The organism is Vibrio sp. 10N.261.55.A10 (assembly GCF_041470825.1).
In the GTDB taxonomy this organism is placed as follows: Bacteria; Pseudomonadota; Gammaproteobacteria; order Enterobacterales; family Vibrionaceae; genus Vibrio; species Vibrio crassostreae_C.
This window is the reverse complement of sequence record NZ_JBFRNC010000003.1, coordinates 233,542-249,673: the sequence shown is the minus strand read 5'-3', so window position 1 is coordinate 249,673 and position 16,132 is coordinate 233,542. Positions and strand designations below refer to the sequence as shown.

13 protein-coding genes are annotated in these 16,132 nt (G+C 43.5%); 6 read left to right on the top strand and 7 right to left on the bottom strand.

Annotated features, from left to right (window positions below):
* Positions 1-79: 79 nt before the first annotated feature.
* A complete protein-coding gene (locus AB4274_RS01345; RefSeq protein ID WP_029235137.1) occupies positions 80-529 on the bottom strand; it encodes a low molecular weight protein-tyrosine-phosphatase in 450 nt (149 codons plus the stop codon).
* 84 nt (positions 530-613) lie between these two features.
* Here AB4274_RS01345 and cobO point away from each other — a divergent pair, with 84 nt between their 5' ends.
* Entirely contained in the window at positions 614-1,219 is a 606-nt protein-coding gene (gene cobO / locus AB4274_RS01340) for a cob(I)yrinic acid a,c-diamide adenosyltransferase (protein WP_017062158.1), read from the top strand.
* 223 nt (positions 1,220-1,442) lie between these two features.
* On the opposite strand, the gene AB4274_RS01335 is transcribed toward cobO, so the two are convergent.
* The 3 genes from AB4274_RS01335 to apbC all read right to left on the bottom strand — a co-directional run bounded on the left by AB4274_RS01335 (position 1,443) and on the right by apbC (position 5,682).
* Positions 1,443-3,581: an AsmA family protein gene (locus tag AB4274_RS01335; RefSeq protein WP_372110636.1), complete on the bottom strand. Its 2,139-nt coding sequence runs from the start codon at positions 3,579-3,581 to the stop codon at positions 1,443-1,445.
* 106 nt (positions 3,582-3,687) lie between these two features.
* Entirely contained in the window at positions 3,688-4,329 is a 642-nt protein-coding gene (gene udk, locus AB4274_RS01330; protein WP_004734002.1) for a uridine kinase, read from the bottom strand.
* 276 nt (positions 4,330-4,605) lie between these two features.
* Positions 4,606-5,682, bottom strand: a complete 1,077-nt coding sequence (apbC, locus tag AB4274_RS01325) for an iron-sulfur cluster carrier protein ApbC (protein ID WP_017063474.1) — start codon at positions 5,680-5,682, stop codon at positions 4,606-4,608.
* A 157-nt stretch (positions 5,683-5,839) separates the two neighbouring features.
* On the opposite strand from apbC, the gene metG reads away from it, so the two are divergent.
* Together metG and AB4274_RS01315 are read left to right on the top strand one after the other, a co-directional pair.
* Positions 5,840-7,900: a methionine--tRNA ligase gene (gene metG / locus AB4274_RS01320; RefSeq protein ID WP_017062160.1), complete on the top strand. Its 2,061-nt coding sequence runs from the start codon at positions 5,840-5,842 to the stop codon at positions 7,898-7,900.
* 221 nt (positions 7,901-8,121) lie between these two features.
* Positions 8,122-8,601 carry a DUF1456 family protein gene (locus AB4274_RS01315; protein ID WP_016783812.1) on the top strand — a complete coding sequence of 160 codons (480 nt, stop codon included), beginning with the start codon at positions 8,122-8,124 and terminating at the stop codon, positions 8,599-8,601.
* 194 nt (positions 8,602-8,795) lie between these two features.
* On the opposite strand, the gene fadR is transcribed toward AB4274_RS01315, so the two are convergent.
* A complete protein-coding gene (gene fadR / locus AB4274_RS01310; protein ID WP_017062161.1) occupies positions 8,796-9,635 on the bottom strand; it encodes a fatty acid metabolism transcriptional regulator FadR in 840 nt (279 codons plus the stop codon).
* Between the two features lie 640 nt (positions 9,636-10,275).
* Here fadR and nhaB point away from each other — a divergent pair.
* Together nhaB and dsbB are read left to right on the top strand one after the other, a co-directional pair.
* The gene (nhaB, locus tag AB4274_RS01305) at positions 10,276-11,868 is read left to right on the top strand and encodes a Na(+)/H(+) antiporter NhaB (protein WP_136973544.1); all 1,593 of its coding nucleotides are present in this window, start codon (positions 10,276-10,278) and stop codon (positions 11,866-11,868) included.
* Between the two features lie 132 nt (positions 11,869-12,000).
* A complete protein-coding gene (dsbB, locus tag AB4274_RS01300) occupies positions 12,001-12,525 on the top strand; it encodes a disulfide bond formation protein DsbB (RefSeq protein WP_372110634.1) in 525 nt (174 codons plus the stop codon).
* 127 nt (positions 12,526-12,652) lie between these two features.
* Here dsbB and AB4274_RS01295 read toward each other — a convergent pair whose 3' ends face one another.
* Entirely contained in the window at positions 12,653-13,273 is a 621-nt protein-coding gene (locus tag AB4274_RS01295) for a YecA family protein (RefSeq protein WP_017062164.1), read from the bottom strand.
* A 175-nt stretch (positions 13,274-13,448) separates the two neighbouring features.
* Between AB4274_RS01295 and dusC the strand changes: the two genes are divergently transcribed.
* Complete coding sequence (dusC, locus tag AB4274_RS01290; RefSeq protein WP_372110631.1) at positions 13,449-14,405, top strand: tRNA dihydrouridine(16) synthase DusC; 957 nt, start codon at positions 13,449-13,451, stop codon at positions 14,403-14,405.
* Between the two features lie 132 nt (positions 14,406-14,537).
* Here dusC and AB4274_RS01285 read toward each other — a convergent pair whose 3' ends face one another.
* Positions 14,538-16,004, bottom strand: a complete 1,467-nt coding sequence (locus tag AB4274_RS01285) for a GGDEF domain-containing protein (protein WP_372110629.1) — start codon at positions 16,002-16,004, stop codon at positions 14,538-14,540.
* Positions 16,005-16,132: the final 128 nt, after the last annotated feature.

Below are 16,132 nucleotides of genomic sequence, written 5' to 3'. Positions count from 1 at the left end.
GCTAATCCGCGATGAACCTTTTTTATACCTATCGGTCAGCCCTTACGCTGATAACAAAACGACGTACATTGTTCCTACACTACATCGAACGCAGTATCGCTTCGCTAGACTCTTCGATTAAATCCAACACCAATTCAAAACCATTTCCCTCACCATAATACGGATCGGGGATCTCTTGATATTGTGACTCTCCAAAGCTTAAAAATAACGCAAGCTTGTATTGGAAGTGAGCTGGACACTGGCTCATTAAGTCGTCTAAATTGGCTCTATCTGCCGCGAGTATCAGGTCAAATTCTTCGAAGTCATTATCAACCACTTTACGAGAAGTAATCCCCTTAAAGCTGTAGCCTCGCTTCTCTCCTGCAGATTTGGATCGCGAGTCTGGCGGGTTGCCTTGATGAAAACCAATCGTCCCCGCAGAGTCGACCACAACATCAATATCCAGCTGTTGCGCTTTCTTCCTTAGCACCGCTTCACCTGTTGGCGAGCGGCAAATATTCCCCATACAAACTACGAGTATCTTTTTCATCCCTAATCACCTGTTCTTCCGATGGTTTTTGCTATCGTTAAGTTAGGCTATGATAGACGCAATCACAACTTAAAAGGATTTGTTATGTCGACTGAAGACAACAAAGAACAACGCCACAAAGCAAGACAACAGAAAGTAAAAGAACAAGTCGATGCACGTGTCGCTGCAGCACAAGAAGTAAAAGGCCTATTGCTGGTCATCACGGGTAACGGTAAAGGTAAATCAACATCCGGTTTTGGTACGATTACACGTGCAGTTGGTCATGGTAAGAAATGCGCCGTTGCTCAGTTTGTTAAAGGTACCTGGGATAACGGCGAAAAAAACGTTCTGCAAAAGCTTGATGTCGAGTTCCAAGTCATGGGCACAGGCTTTACTTGGGAAACTCAGAACAAAGCGCAAGATATTGAAGCTGCGCAGCGTGTATGGAAAGAGTGCCAACGCATGCTGGCTGATGAGTCGATCGATGTGATTCTGTTTGATGAACTGACTTACATGGTTAGCTACGGTTACATCGAACTCGATGAAGTGGTTGAGGCGTTGAATAACCGCCCGAAGATGCAGTCTGTCATCATTACAGGTCGTGGCGCGCACCGTACTCTTACTGAGATAGCAGATACAGTATCTGAAGTTCGCAATGTGAAACACGCTTTTGAATCTGGTGTTAAAGCGCTACAAGGCGTTGACTGGTAATCACCTTCAACCAGAGATCCCCGACTCGGTCATTCTTCCCTCTCGAGGATGACGACCACTAGGCCGTTACGCTCTTGAACAAAGGACGACGGCCTATCGTCATTCCCTAGAGCGAGGGACGAGTGTCATAGGGAATCTCTCTTGAGTATTATCGAGCCAAAAATAAAAAGCGCCATTCCTACAACAGGAGTGGCGCTTTGTTCATTTTTAAATGAGATGAAGACTAGTTAAACAAACCTTTTAGTAGACCGTTTACTGCGTCTCTTGTTTTCTCATCTTTGATCTTGTCACCGTACTTTTCGTCTAACTTTTCTAAACCACGATCAATTTCTTTCTGTGCTTTCTGTTTCAATACATCATCAAAAACAAGTGCAAATTTCGGGGCTGCCCACTGACCTGTTACCTTAATTGGGATAGTCACATCTTTCAGGTCGTCGATGCTCTTACCGCCCTGACCTTCAAGTGAACCCACAATTGATGTACGCACAAGGAAGTCGACCGTTTCATTGATGAAGTTTGCTTTACCTTGACCTGTCACACGTAACAGTGGCGACTGTGCTGATAAGTCGTTAGTTGAAACCCAACCTTTATCCACTTTCAGCGTCGCTTTCATTGCACTGAAGTCCGTTTTTTGAGCTTCATTTGTGCTTTCAACTTTCTCGCCCTTGATCTTAGCGTAGTTTTCTCGAATCAGTTGAGCTACGTTGATGCCGTTAACTGCACCATCTTCAAAGTTAATCGCGATAGTACCGACTAGGTTTTTCTTGATACCCGTCGGAGTTAGACTCTTACCTTTCACGTTGACATCAATATTACCGGTACCTTCCAGCATATCGTTATCTGCAACATCAACCAGTAACGGTTGTACTTTCACGCCTTTGATTTTCTTCTTAGCCGTGTAAGTCGCTGGTGTTTTACGAGCGTCTAACTTTGCAGTAGCAGAAATAGAACCTTGGTAAAGATTCGAGGTGAATGAGGTTAGCTCTGCGATACCACGGTTAACCGAAAATGCGGTTTTAACATTCTGCATCTTCGCGTTGTTCGCCTTGAACTTATCAATCGTGATGTCACCTTTCACGTCTAACGTTTTCAGAGCCGACAGATCAGGTTCCACTTCTTTAGCAGGAGCTGAACTACCAGAGTTTGACGTTGAGCCACCAGCAGAACCAGAAGGCGCTGTGCTCGCGGTTTCTGTTGTATTGCCTAAGCCTAGGAACTCGTCCAAATCAATATTCGGGCTATGAAGAGAGAAACGAACCTTTGGTATTTCAGATAGGGTTACGTCTGCTTTACCGTCTAATGCAATAGCGTTAGCTTGAAGCTTCTCTAACACAAAGCTCAGGTGGCTCTTGTTAAGATCGAAGCTTAAGTCAGACAGCATGTCGACTTTCATTGGAGACTGAGGAAGCGTGTTGCCTTTGAATGTTGAGTCTAACGTTAACTTGTTCAGCGTTACTTTTGAAATCGCGCTATCAACAGTAAGTTCACCGCCACCTTTAAGATCAAGGTCAAGGCCAGCTGCATTACCGATTACAGCGTAAGTCAGTTGGTTTACCTTATCGAACTCAAACGTATTCAAGCCAATTTTTGCTGACTCAATCGACGTCGCTGGATCATTGAACTTAGCGTTTAAGTCGATATTACGAAGTGCGTAACTTGCAAAGCCTTCAGCTAATTTGAATTCTGCACTGCCTTGTGCAGAGAACTTCTGTTGATTGTTCTCACCAGAAGCCGCAAATGTCGCGGTTGTCCATGTATCAACGGCAAACTCAGAAAGATTCAAAGACACATCGTATAGCTTAGTGAATGAACCCGCTTGCTTGTCGTCCATTTCAAACAATGCGTTTGATACAGTTACGCCTGCAAGGTTGATCGTCCAACCCGATGCGTCTGTGGTAGTTTGCTCTTGAGGGGCAGGCGCTGATTCAGAACTTGTGCCTGCTGCAGGCTCAGATTCTTGAGGCGCTGACGCTTGCGTTAGTGCATCAATGTTCTTGCGACCATCTTTAAGCGTTTCTAAATAGAATTCTGCACCATCTAGAGTAATGTTGCCGATCTCTAGTTGGTTGCTAAATAGCGGAGTAACCGAAACGACAACGCCAACGGTATCAACCTTAAATAGGTTAGGTTGCGTAAAACCTTCAGGGTTGCGTAATTCAGTTTGACCAAGTTCAAAGCCAATGGATGGGAAGAATTGCCAGCTGATATCACCCTCGATCACTAGCTCTAGGCCTGTGTGTTTTTGGGCTTGTTCGACAATTAATGGCTTAAATTGGTTGGGATTCACTAACAGCACTAGTGCCAGAATTGCTGCAACGACAACAAACACTGGTACAGCTATGAAAATGAGTAGTTTCTTCATCCGCATATTCCTTGCTTAGATTCCAAAAGAAAGTGGCACTATAAAAGTGCCACTGATTCGGTAAAAAATAAAGCTAAGTGAGTCACTTAGGCAAAATTTTATTCGATTAAGACTTCAACAACTTCGCAATGTGCGCTTTTAGCACATCAATCGCAATACGGTTTTTACCACCACGAGGAACGATGATGTCTGCATGTTGTTTTGAAGGCTCGATAAACTGCATGAACATTGGACGTACTGTTTCTTGGTATTGCTTAAGTACAGTGTCCATTGTACGACCACGCTCTTCTACATCACGCTTAACACGGCGTAATAGACAGATGTCTAATGGTGTATCCATAAACACACTTGCGTGCATTAGTTTACGAAGACGCGGGTCTGTTAGAAGCAGAATACCCTCTAAAATGATCACTTTCTTTGGAGTAAGTGTAGTCGTTTCAGAAGTACGTGTGTGCTCTGTGTAGCTGTATTCAGGAACTTCTACGGCGTTGCCACTCATTAGCTGCTGTAGATGTTCACATAAAAGATCATGATCTAGTGCATTTGGGTGATCGTAGTTAGTTTTAACACGCTCTTCCATACTCAAGTGGCTTTGGTCGCTGTAATAGCAATCTTCCGTGATAACACCAATTTGATGGTCGCCTACTTTTTCGCGCAATTCATTATAAATTGTACTAGCAATCAGACTTTTTCCTGAAGCTGAAGCGCCAGCGATACCTACGATGACACATTGATTATTATCAGACATTAATTTTGCACCCGATATGGTTTGGTGGTGGGAAGAGATAAACCGCCTGATTATAGGGGCTAAAGCACATAGATTCTAGTCGCCATTTTAGCTAATTGCAGTCAAATTGATGATATCAATGCATTTAATGAATGCAATCGTTTGCTTTCAAATAACTTGCCTACAACTATTTGCACAAGCCCAATGGATATTGACTTAAATCCACCGCTGTTTATCTAATCCAAACTATATTTAAACGACTTTGTGATTAACTTGCGCTATTCAACCATAGATTCGTTATTCAACCATAGAGAAGTTAATCGCTTCTGGTCTCGCCTTGCCGGTCCAGAACATCTTCGCAGCCACATTCTCTGCAAGCTCTAAGTAGTGACGTGTATGTTCACTATCTGGACGACGAATCACCGTCGGGCAACCTGCATCGATATCTTCTCGCACATCAATATGAAGAGGGATCTGTGCCAAAATATCGAGGTAAAACTCTTCTGACATAGCTTCGGCACCACCAACACCAAAGATATGCTCTTTCTCACCACAGTGACTACAAATATGATAGCTCATGTTTTCAACTAAGCCTGCGACTGGCACACTCACCTTATCAAACATCGCTACGCCTTTACGTGCATCCGCTAGCGCCAAATCTTGAGGAGTGGTCACCACTACAGCCCCGGTCACTGGGATCTGTTGCGATAACGTCAGCTGAATATCGCCCGTGCCCGGTGGCATATCAATAACTAGATAATCCAACTCTGGCCATACGGTTTCGTTAACAAGCTGACCTAAAGCCTTGGCCGCCATTGGACCGCGCCAAATCGCAGCGTCATCTTTCGACACAAGATAACCGATAGAGTGAGTGAAAATACCGTGCGCTTCGATTGGCATCATCCACTTGTTATTCTGGACTTCTGGTTTCGCATCTAATTGGCCAAGCATCATAGGTACAGAAGGACCATAGATATCCGCATCCAACAAACCCACTTTTGAACCAGACTTAGATAAAGCCAAAGCAAGGTTGACTGAAGTGGTCGATTTACCCACCCCACCCTTTGCAGATGTCACGGCGATGATGTTCTTCACCCCCTTCAATGGTGTCGCAACCGTGGTTTCTAACGCAGACGGCTTCACCTTCACTTCAAACTGAAAAGCGCTAACAAGCTGTTGTTCAATCTGAGAGTGAATCCACTGTTCCAATTCAACCGCAAGCTGATTAGCGGCAAAAGGTAAGGTGATAACAAATGATCCACGCGGATCAACCGATACAATATTTTGGTGTAGCGCCCACTCTGGGATGAGGATTGGTGACTCGAACTCATTCAACCATGAACAGAAATCTTGCTTAGAAGTAAAGTTACGCATTGGGACTCCTTTTTTTATTTATGCTATCACCCACGAGATGAAGACTGAACCCCTAAAAAACTAGGGGAATCCTTAGTCTGATACCTTGGCGTATCACACGTTATAAAGTAGTATTACCTCTCAAATTTATACCTATCAAAAAAGCGAATTATTAAGTATGGCAACTGATCCAAGACAACTTTTGGTAACTTGTGCGCTTCCGTACGCTAACGGCTCTATTCACCTTGGCCATATGCTTGAGCATATCCAAGCTGATATCTGGGTTCGATACCAGCGTCTACGTGGCAACACTGTAAACTTCATCTGTGCTGACGATGCTCACGGCACGCCAATTATGCTTAAAGCTCAACAGATGGGTATCACGCCAGAAGAGATGATCGCTGCTGTTAGTGAAGAGCACCAAAAAGACTTCGCTGGCTTTGATATCAGCTTTGATAACTACCACAGCACACACAGCGAAGAGAACCGTGAACTGGCTTCTCACATCTACTTAGAACTTAAAAAGAACGGCTTCATTTCTAGCCGCACTATTTCTCAGCTTTTCGATCCTGAGAAAGAGATGTTCCTACCAGACCGCTTCGTAAAAGGTACTTGCCCTAAGTGTAAGTCAGAAGACCAGTATGGTGATAACTGTGATAACTGTGGTGAGACATACAGCCCAACTGAGCTAATTAACCCTAAATCAGCGGTTTCTGGCGCAACTCCAGTAATGAAAGACTCTGAGCACTTCTTCTTCGACCTACCTCAGTTCGAAAGCATGCTTAAAGAGTGGACTCGTTCTGGCTCTCTACAGAATGAAACTGCAAACAAAATGCAGGAATGGTTTGAGTCTGGTCTGCAACAGTGGGATATCTCACGTGATGCACCTTACTTCGGCTTTGAAATCCCAGGCGAAAAAGACAAGTTCTTCTACGTATGGCTAGACGCACCTGTTGGCTACATGGCTTCTTTCAAGAACCTATGTGACAAACGTGACGATCTAAACTTCGATGAATACTGGAAGAAAGACAGCACAACTGAGCTTTACCACTTCATCGGTAAAGACATTGTTTACTTCCACAGCCTATTCTGGCCAGCAATGCTAGACGGCGCAGGTTTCCGTAAGCCAAACAACGTATTCGTACACGGCTACGTAACAGTGAACGGTGCGAAGATGTCTAAGTCGAAAGGCACATTCATCAAAGCAAGCACGTACCTAAACCACCTAGACCCTGAGTGTCTACGTTACTACTACGCTGCGAAACTAAACAGCCGCATCGATGACTTAGATCTTAACCTTGAAGACTTCACTCAACGTGTAAACGCTGACGTAGTAAACAAGATTGTTAACCTAGCTTCTCGTAACGCTGGCTTCATTACTAAGCGTTTTGAAGGCAAGCTAGCTGCTGAATTTGCAGAGCCTGAGCTATACAACGAATTCGTTGCTGCTGCTGAGCGTATCGGTGAGCTATACGAAACTCGTGAATTCAGCCGTGCTATCCGTGAAATCACTGCACTAGCGGATAAAGCTAACCAGTACATCGACGAAAAAGCACCTTGGGTTCTTGCAAAAGAAGAAGGCAAAGAAGCTGAGCTTCAACAAGTTTCTTCTGTAGGTATTAACCTATTCCGCGTACTGATGGCTTACCTGAAACCAGTGATGCCAGAGCTTGCAGCTCGCACTGAAGCTTTCCTAAACGAAGAGCTAACGTGGGAAGCGATTGCTACTCCGCTAACTGATCACGAGATCACTAAGTTCAAAGCGCTATTCAACCGCATTGACCCTAAGAAAGTGGAAGCAATGGTTGAGTCTTCTAAAGAAGATGCAGCCGCTGAAGCAGCAGCGAAAGAAAAAGCAGAAGCTGAAAAAGAGCAAGCAAGCCAAACTGAGCTAGACAAAGAGCCAATCGCAGACGAGATTGAGTTCGATGCCTTTGCAGCAGTAGACATGCGTATCGCTCGTATCATCTCTTGTGAAGAAGTACCAAAAGCGAACAAACTACTGAAGTTCCAACTAGACATCGGTGGTGAGACTCGCCAAGTATTCTCTGGTATCAAATCAGCATACAAACCTGAAGAGCTAGAAGGCAAGCTAACTGTAATGGTAGCAAACCTAAAACCTCGTAAGATGAAGTTTGGTATGTCTGAAGGCATGATCCTAGCAGCGGGCCCTGGCGGCAGCGACCTATGGATCCTTGAGCCACACGAAGGTGCTCAACCTGGTATGCGTGTAATGTAATTCTGACTCCAGTCAGATAACAAGCACCCATCACTAAATCCCTAATGCTTTTTTGACTTGAAAGAGTTAATCAGCATTGGGGATTTTTTATATCTACCGAAAATTAGCGTTCTCTGTTAGAGTCGCCGTCAACTATGCTATGTAGAGTAGAAATTGGTTCGTCGACAAAAATAGGCTAAACCAACACCTCTTTACTCTAAAACCCTTTTTAGGAATCCCCAGTGACTAACAACGAAATCTTGCGTCGTATTCAACACGCACTAAACCTTAAAAATGCACAAATCATCAAAGCTATCGAACAAGCTGATGTGACTGTTGCTCATGACCAAGTGATTAACTGGCTAAAAGATGACAACGACAAGTCATGCTCTAAGATGAAAGATAAAGAGTTAGCGGTATTCCTAAATGGTTTCATCAACCTTAAGCGTGGCAAAAAAGAAGGCGAGCAACCTAAACCTGAAGTTGCACTGACGAACAACATGATCTTCATGAAGCTTCGTATCGCATTGAACATGAAAGCAGAAGATGTTTTGGACGTACTAGAAGTGGTTGGCATTAGCTTGAGCAAGTACGAAATCGGCGCTTACTTCCGCAAGCCAGAAAACAAAAACTACAAAGTGTGTGAAGACCAACTACTTTGCGATTTTCTAAACGGTGTGCAATTTACCAACCGTCCAGACTCAGAAGAGTTTACGGGTTAAGTTACTACTCCTAGATAAATTTTAAGTTGCTACACATAGATAAATTACTCGTCATAGGTAAGTAACTGACCCACTGATAATTTTCTAGTAACGACAGATAAATAAAAAGCGGCGAGATAATTGAATTATCTCGCCGCTTTTTCGTTTTCTTTACGTCACTGACTAAACAGGAACAACAATAGTAAACCTATGGCTTAGCTGTCGTCTTCAGTGAAGTTCGTCGGCAATGTCGTTTTCATTTCATTCCAAACTTGTGCACTTGCGATACCGTAGTTACGAATCACTAATGGCAAAGTTTCGCGCTCGCCACTTTCACAGATAATGAACAACTCTTTATAAAAGTCCATCGCTAAACGTCGTGCTTCTGGGTTAGAGAAGTAGTAGCTACCGATACGGTCATAAAGTTTACGCACACCGTTAAAGATCAGGCCGTAAATCTGGTTGCCTGAGTGGAATGCCAAACGTTGGAAAAGCATGTAATCATAGAAGTTGAAAGTCTTCGCGATTAAGATCGTCTGACGTTTCGCTTCATCTTTTTCTGAATCTTCTTTTACCGCTTGTTTGATCTTGTCAGCGTATGGCGACGATTCTAGGAACTCATCCCAAGTTGGTGCCGCAAGTAGCGCTTCACAAGATTCAATCACGTTACTGATAGTACGCTCTGAAGCTTCTTTGTTTGCTTTGAATGCATAACGCATAAAGATCGGGCTGATATTAGTACGAGCAGCAAGCAGGTCTTCTACCATTTTGCTTGCGTTATCAACGTCCAACGTCATTAGCGTATCAAGGATATGAAGACCTGAGGTTTCCATAAACTGGTTAACTTTAGTTGGTTTGCCATGTTGGATTGTCAACCAACCATCACGAGCAAGACGTTGTAGTACTTCACGAAGCGTAGTACGTGTAACACCAATCAGCTCAGAAAGCTCACGCTCTGCGGGCAAGATAGAACCTGGAGGGAAACGGCCATTCCAAATACTTTCAATGATATACTTCTCTGCAAATCCTGCCGGGCTCTTCGCCTTAATGACCATCTACACTTCAATCCAATTTAATTATTCTGTTCTAATTTACTCATCATACCACTAGTTCACACCTAGCGGAAACACCCTCAAAAATTTTACTCACCCTAAACACCGTTAGAGTTATAACTCTAAAGTTCAGCACACGTTTGCACCTCAGGTTTGTAAAGCAAGCGACTCTAAACCACCATTTAAACAAACCGTTAACACAACAATTTTTCTTTAAAATCAATGGTATTGGTCATATTTTTAAAGCTATTAATTTGCAATATTAAGTTGTAATAATCATATATAAGCCGTCGTTATTCTGTAATTTTCAATCATTTCGCTGAAATATTGATTCTAGTCGGTTTTTATCACATTTTAAGTGGTATGCTTGCGCTACTTTGATCGCGTTTCTCAACAAAAAAGAGGTATTTTTAGGGCTACAGGGCTTTTCCTGTTGACTAAATGTTATCTAAGAGTAAAGTTGCGCTCAAAAATAAGCAGTGCTTGAGTTTCTAAGGGAGTGACTTGGCAAGACCACAGAACATTACATGGAATGTAGTTTTTCTAAGTCACTGTTAGTCATAGTTTTTAACAATTTCTATAGCTCGATTCTCAAAATGTTGTATTGCTTGTCTATTCATAATCAACATAAAAGAGTATTAACATGCCGATGTCTCTCGGAAACGCTTTTATCAAGAACTTCCTTGGTAAAGCTCCTGATTGGTATAAACTTGCCATCATTTCCTTTTTAATCATCAACCCGTTTGTTTTCTTCCTAGTTGACCCATTTGTTGCGGGCTGGCTATTGGTGGTTGAGTTTATTTTCACTCTAGCTATGGCTCTCAAATGCTACCCACTTCAACCGGGTGGTCTATTAGCTATTCAAGCAGTCGCCATTGGCATGACCAAACCAGAAATGGTTTATCACGAGCTGCAAGCAAACCTTCCTGTATTACTCTTGCTCGTATTCATGGTTGCTGGCATTTACTTCATGAAAGAACTGCTTTTGTTCATTTTCACGAAGATCTTGCTTGGCATCCAATCTAAAATTTTACTCTCCGTTGCCTTCTGTGTTGCTGCCGCTTTCTTATCAGCATTCCTAGATGCACTAACAGTAATCGCCGTAGTTATTAGCGTTGCGGTCGGCTTCTACTCTATCTACCACAAGGTTGCATCAGGCAAGGGCACAACGTCTTCGCACGATCATACTCATGATGAAGAGATCTCAGAGCTAACTCGTGATGACCTAGAAAACTACCGTGCTTTCCTACGTTCACTGCTAATGCACGCTGGTGTGGGTACAGCACTGGGTGGTGTAATGACCATGGTAGGTGAACCACAAAACTTGGTAATTGCTAAGCAAGCAGGTTGGGAGTTCGGTGAATTTATCATCCGTATGCTGCCAGTAACACTACCTGTTTTCTTCTGCGGTATTTTAACTTGTGCACTTGTCGAGAAATTCAAAGTGTTTGGTTACGGTGCTCAACTACCAATGAATGTTCGCCAAATCTTAGTTGAGTTTGACAACAAAGAACGTGCAAACCGCACAAAGCAAGACGTAGCAAAACTATGGGTTCAAAGTGCAATCGCAGTTTGGCTTATCGTCGGCCTTGCACTTCACGTTGCTGAAGTAGGTTTGATTGGCCTGTCTGTGATCATCTTAGCTACAGCATTTACGGGTGTTATTGAAGAACACTCTATGGGTAAAGCCTTTGAAGAAGCGCTGCCATTTACTGCACTTCTTGCCGTTTTCTTCGCTGTTGTTGCTGTGATCATCGACCAAGCTCTATTTAAGCCAGTCATCGATGCAGTACTTCACGTTGAAGATAAAGGCGCACAGCTCGCACTCTTCTATATTGCCAACGGTATTTTATCGATGGTTTCAGATAACGTGTTCGTCGGTACGGTTTACATTAACGAAGTGAAAACTGCACTGGTTGAAGGCATCATCACTCGTGATCAGTTCGACCTACTTGCTGTTGCTATCAACACTGGTACTAACCTACCTTCTGTTGCAACGCCAAACGGCCAGGCTGCATTCCTATTCCTATTAACATCAGCACTTGCTCCGTTAATTAGATTGTCTTACGGTCGCATGGTTATCATGGCGTTGCCATACACCATCGTATTGGCACTGGTTGGCCTAGCAGGCATTGTGTTCTTCGTAGAGCCAATGACAGCATGGTTCTATGATGCAGGTTGGATCATTCAACGCACTGGTGAAGTCGTTGCTCCAGTTATCTCTGGTGGTCATTAAGCTAAACATTGTGTCGCAAACCACAATAACTATAACTAACTAATCAAAAATATTAGTTGATTAGGAAACTTATCCAAGATAAAAAGCTCTGAGTAATCAGGGCTTTTTTATTTTATAGACAGGATTCAATTCGTGAACTTTTTAGCAATAATCAAAGACTTCTCTAAGGGACGTTTATCTTGGCTTTTACTGCTGGCTTTTATTGTCTTTTTTGAAGCGTGCGCTCTCTTCTTCCAACACGTGATGATGCTTGGTCCTTGCGTGATGTGTATCTATGAGCGCGTTGCTATGCTCGCTATCGGTGTTGCCGCCATGATTGGTGCGATTGCCCCGAATAACCCAATATCACGCTGGTTAGGCCTTGCTAGCTGGGGATTTGGCGCATACAAAGGTTTGATGCTTGCTTTAGAGCACGTCGATTACCAGTTCAATCCGTCCCCTTTCGCAACCTGCGACTTATTCGTAACCTTCCCTAGCTGGGCGCCTTTAAACCAATGGGCTCCGTGGATGTTTGAGGCTTACGGCGATTGCAGCAAGGTTGTGTGGCAGTTCTTCGATCTTTCTATGCCTCAGTGGCTAGTAATTATCTTTGCAGGTAACTTGGTTGCTTTCGGTATTGTGGTTATTTCTCAATTTGTGAAGTCGAAAAACGACTAACAGTAAGCCGTTGACACTTGGACAACAAAAAAGTCGACCACGAGGTCGACTTTTTTATTACTTAAGCTTTTGAACATATTAAGAGAGTCTGTTATTCACACAAACTAAGTTGCTCAACAAGCCGTGATTAGCTGCTTTTACCGCAGCATTGTTTAAACTTCTTGCCGCTTTCACAAGGGCAAAGGTCGTTTCGACCGATGTCTTTAAACGGGTTCACGCTCTGGGACTTATTGCCCAACATAGCTTCATCCGCTGCCATTGCCACTTCTGAGATCATCAGATCGACTTGACCCACTAAATCGGCAAGCGATGGTGGGTTAGTAAGCCCTGCAGCGATCATTTGTTGTTGAGTTTGCTCTTCATCAATCGCAAGCATCAAGGTGGTTAAGAGCGCTTGCAACATGCGCAGAGTACCATCCGCGACTGTCACGCTCTGCCACTGCTCTTCCACTGTTGGCCAAACCATCATGAAGCCTTCAGAAAAATCAGCGAACTGTTCGTTAAAGTCACCTTCAGCCAGTACGTCTGTTAATAGGTATTCATTACGCTGAATCAGGTTGTGCTGGCGATTAATCTGTTCTGTCACCGTTGTTACCAGCTCTTTACCCGCTTCAGGCGCAACGATAACCAGCCACTCTTCTGGATCGAGTGGTTTGGTCGCTAAGTTAGAGGCAAGGATTGCACCTTCCATAAACTGCGGAGTAATGTCAGTGATTGATTCTGGTAGGCTTAATAATTGATATGTCATGAAAGCTCTGGATATTGGGCATTTTCGATATTATAACGCCATCCTCCCAAAGATGTCGCTATTAAGAGACGAAACCATCATTAAGACATGCACCACACTCATAGTGACAATTCTGTAAGCACACCGTACAATCACGCCTCGAATTTTTCGGTTCATTCAGTTTTGGTAAAGCAACATGCGCGTAATACTTGGCCCTATGGAGGGTGTTCTAGACCACCTAATGCGTGAAATTCTCACAGAGATTAATGATTACGATCTCTGTGTGACAGAGTTTGTGCGCGTCGTAGATCAACTTCTTCCCCCGCATGTGTTCCACCGTATTTGCCCTGAGCTACATCAAGGCTCTCAGACCATGGCTGGTGTGCCAATCCATCTCCAACTTCTAGGGCAACACCCAAATTGGATGGCCGAGAATGCTTTTCAAGCTGCTAGCTTAGGCGCGAAAGGGATCGATCTTAATTTTGGTTGCCCAGCAAAAGCGGTCAACAAAAGTAATGGTGGCGCTTCATTGCTAAAAGAGCCAGAGCTCATCTATCAAGTGGTGAACGCCTGTCGAGAAGCGGTACCGGCACACATTCCTGTGTCCGCAAAGATTCGATTAGGTTGGGAGCATCCGGAAGAGTGCTTTGAAATCGTCGATGCCATCGAACAAGCCAAAGCTGACGAACTCACCGTGCATGCAAGAACCAAAGTTGGCGGCTATAAAGCCAGCGAAATCAAATGGGACTTCATCAATCAAATAAGAGAAAAAACATCTCTGCCGTTGATTGCTAATGGGGAGATCTGGAACTATCAAGATGGTCAATATTGCATAGAAGCAACAGGCGTCGATTCATTAATGGTCTGCCGTGGTGCTTTCAATATTCCAAACCTTGGTAACGTCGTTAAGCACAACCACCAGAAAATGCCGTGGGATAAAGTCATTGAACTTTTGCTGCGCTATTCAGAGTTTCAAATTAAAGGGGACAAAGGCATGTACTACCCCAATAGAGTGAAGCAGTGGTTTGTTTATCTAAGTAAAGGCTACCCTGAAGCGAACGAACTGTTTAAAGAAATTCGTACTTTCAAAAAGGCGCCACCGATTGTAGAACGCCTTCAGCGTTATCAAGAAGAACGCCGCCAACCTGTTTAAGATTATGTTTAGGGTTAAATACCCAACGCTACAAACGTGTTTACCGGTGCAAATAAGCTTTGCTTGGTAGACACGTTCGCTCTTCCCTCTTTCATTTTCATTTTCATACAAAGCATCGATTCAATAACGTGGTTAAAATTTAAGACGGTCTTTGCCCGTCGTCTTAGCCACGTACAGCTTTTCATCGGCGTACTTAAATATCTCATCGAAGTTAAGTTTACTTTGCTCAGTTTCAACAATGCAGACACCGCCAGAAACCGTAAATCCATTTGGAATAATGTCGGCTGAAGTGGAACAAATCGCATTCTTCACTCGCTCTAATGTTCTCATCAAAGTTTCACGATCTTCGCCTTTCATATAAACGACAAACTCTTCACCGCCAAACCGTGCTGCAACGTCACTGCTTCGAATACTGTTGCTGATCTGACGCGACATATAACGAATCACATCATCCCCCTTATCGTGGCCGTAGGTGTCGTTAATTGACTTAAAATCATCAATATCGAAGACGGTTAATGCAAACAGTTGATCGTGCTCTACACTGCGCCAGAACGCTTCTAAGCCACGACGATTCAATAACCCTGTCATAGGGTCTTTGGCTGCGAGATCTTTGAAGTAACCACGTTCAATATTGGAATTGACGTAGAAGAAGATGGTTACTGAGAACAGATACACAATGATGGCAACAATAAGGCTGTCTTTCTCGTAGACGAAAAAGTGCTCAACCTCTTTCGCGATGTCTAATTTGTAATACATCGCATGGTGAGACGAGACACCATCCAGTTTGATCTCGTGATAAAACGCCGCAGAATCTACCGGAGTCGCTAAAGTGGTATCAATGATATCGATCCGACCTGCAAGATGCTCATTCGAGTTTGCGAGCAGCTTGTCAGCATTAATATCCACCGACAGCATCCCTTGGTGAACGCCTTTATGGAATACAGGGATCGTCATACTAATTATACGGTCAAGGGAATCAAAACGATAACCAGGGCCTGAAAGGGTGAGTTGGTCAGGGTTGTTGGCTGTTTTCTGCCAGTAAGGACGACTCTTTATAGTCGAGAGCAGCTCTTTGCTCAGCCCTTTGGCAAAATCTTCTGGTGAAGAGATCACATAGCCGCTCGTATCAATAAAGTGCACGCCGTCATGGTATTCATCAAGCTGGGATAAAAATGAAAGAATAGGAGCTAACGCTATTTTTTCTGACGCGCTCTTATAACTATCACTACTTTCAGAACAAAGAGACTCTTGACCGATTAGCATATAGTCGATATCGACAGAGGGAATGTCTGAAGTTTTACCATCTGCGAGGAGTAATACATCAATAGGCCAGATTTGGCAAAGCCCATCCACAACTTGTTTGTTGTGATCGAGAAAGAGAGGGTTTCCAGATTTGTAGTAGTTGGAGAAGCTGTAGTCTAGGGCTGTCGCCACTTTTGTGGTTCTTTTGAACACATCTTCAATACGATGAAACTCACTACTGATATCTTTTTCTACCGCGTCAAAATGATTCTTTCCTATTAGGCCAAGTAACATCGCGGCGATCACTGCGGGAAACCCGAAGACAAAGGTAAGGCTAAAGTGCCTATTTACTTTCATATAGTGTGCTCTTAGCGTTCAGCTATTTTCATTTGCCCCATTAATATTATTACATTAATCGGCAATTCGCTCGACGTAAAATAATGTAAATTGATATTAACAACGCACCTAACGGTAAAATAACCGCT

Excerpts from the sequence above, each read along its gene's own strand:
- fadR (WP_017062161.1), bottom strand. The coding sequence starts at position 9,635 with ATGGTCATTAAGGCGAAGAGCCCGGCAGGATTTGCAGAGAAGTATATC.
- AB4274_RS01345 (WP_029235137.1), bottom strand. The coding sequence starts at position 529 with ATGAAAAAGATACTCGTAGTTTGTATGGGGAATATTTGCCGCTCGCCA.
- AB4274_RS01295 (WP_017062164.1), bottom strand. The coding sequence starts at position 13,273 with ATGACATATCAATTATTAAGCCTACCAGAATCAATCACTGACATTACT.
- dusC (WP_372110631.1), top strand. The coding sequence starts at position 13,449 with ATGCGCGTAATACTTGGCCCTATGGAGGGTGTTCTAGACCACCTAATG.
- udk (WP_004734002.1), bottom strand. The coding sequence starts at position 4,329 with ATGTCTGATAATAATCAATGTGTCATCGTAGGTATCGCTGGCGCTTCA.
- metG (WP_017062160.1), top strand. The coding sequence starts at position 5,840 with ATGGCAACTGATCCAAGACAACTTTTGGTAACTTGTGCGCTTCCGTAC.
- apbC (WP_017063474.1), bottom strand. The coding sequence starts at position 5,682 with ATGCGTAACTTTACTTCTAAGCAAGATTTCTGTTCATGGTTGAATGAG.
- AB4274_RS01335 (WP_372110636.1), bottom strand. The coding sequence starts at position 3,581 with ATGAAGAAACTACTCATTTTCATAGCTGTACCAGTGTTTGTTGTCGTT.
- cobO (WP_017062158.1), top strand. The coding sequence starts at position 614 with ATGTCGACTGAAGACAACAAAGAACAACGCCACAAAGCAAGACAACAG.
- AB4274_RS01285 (WP_372110629.1), bottom strand. The coding sequence starts at position 16,004 with ATGAAAGTAAATAGGCACTTTAGCCTTACCTTTGTCTTCGGGTTTCCC.
- nhaB (WP_136973544.1), top strand. The coding sequence starts at position 10,276 with ATGCCGATGTCTCTCGGAAACGCTTTTATCAAGAACTTCCTTGGTAAA.